This window comes from Pseudomonas sp. HY13-MNA-CIBAN-0226 (genome assembly GCF_040310305.1).
GTDB lineage: Bacteria > Pseudomonadota > Gammaproteobacteria > Pseudomonadales > Pseudomonadaceae > Aquipseudomonas > Aquipseudomonas gregormendelii.
In genome coordinates this window covers 1-582 of record NZ_JBEOPS010000067.1, presented here as the reverse complement: position 1 = coordinate 582, position 582 = coordinate 1, and the positions used below count along the sequence as shown (strand labels likewise).

Here is a 582-nt window from a genome sequence, read left to right as displayed (position 1 = left end):
GTGACAGCATCGAAAATGCCGACAAAGCGGAAAAAATTGACAGCGTCCGCAGGCATGCCGTTGAGTCGTTGTGTGATCTGGTTTTGCAGGTAATTAAAGATCGGCATAAGCACTGTTGTAGAGACTGCAGCTGTTCCAGCAACTGCCAGAAGACGGGGAAGAATCCAACCAGCGACGGCAGTCAAAGCAGAGATCAATACTTGAAACATGACTTAAACCTCCCTTGAAACGATGCGTGCAGCAAACAAATAAGCACCGGCGAGAACAACTAAACGGACCCAACTGAGAGAATCGCAGGCCTTAGAAAACTCCATGTCAATGCTGTGACCCGCAACTGCAAATTGATAATCAGGAAGACATTTGCCAGCGGAACCGCCACCGGAAGTAGACGATTGAAACTGAGAAAGAAGTCCAGTCACTTTGCCGTCAAGCTCAGTTTGGTGGGCATCTAGATCTGCATAGGCGGCATCTGTTTTTGCATCAGAATCAGCCTGTTCTTGATCAGTAGGCCCAGCCATTAACTTGCATGTATCAATGTGCGCTTGCTTGAGGATTGCGCACTGAAACGGATCACCGTCACAA

At 48.3% G+C, this 582-nt stretch carries 2 protein-coding genes; both read right to left on the bottom strand.

The window, feature by feature from the left end; translation table 11 throughout:
• The coding region (locus tag AAEZ05_RS27770) for a DUF2523 family protein (protein WP_350649745.1) at nt 1-209 on the bottom strand (209 nt) is incomplete at its 3' end.
• Nucleotides 210-212: 3 nt separating this feature from the next.
• Nucleotides 213-582: virulence factor TspB C-terminal domain-related protein (locus AAEZ05_RS27765; protein WP_350649743.1), on the bottom strand; the 370-nt coding region annotated here is incomplete at its 5' end.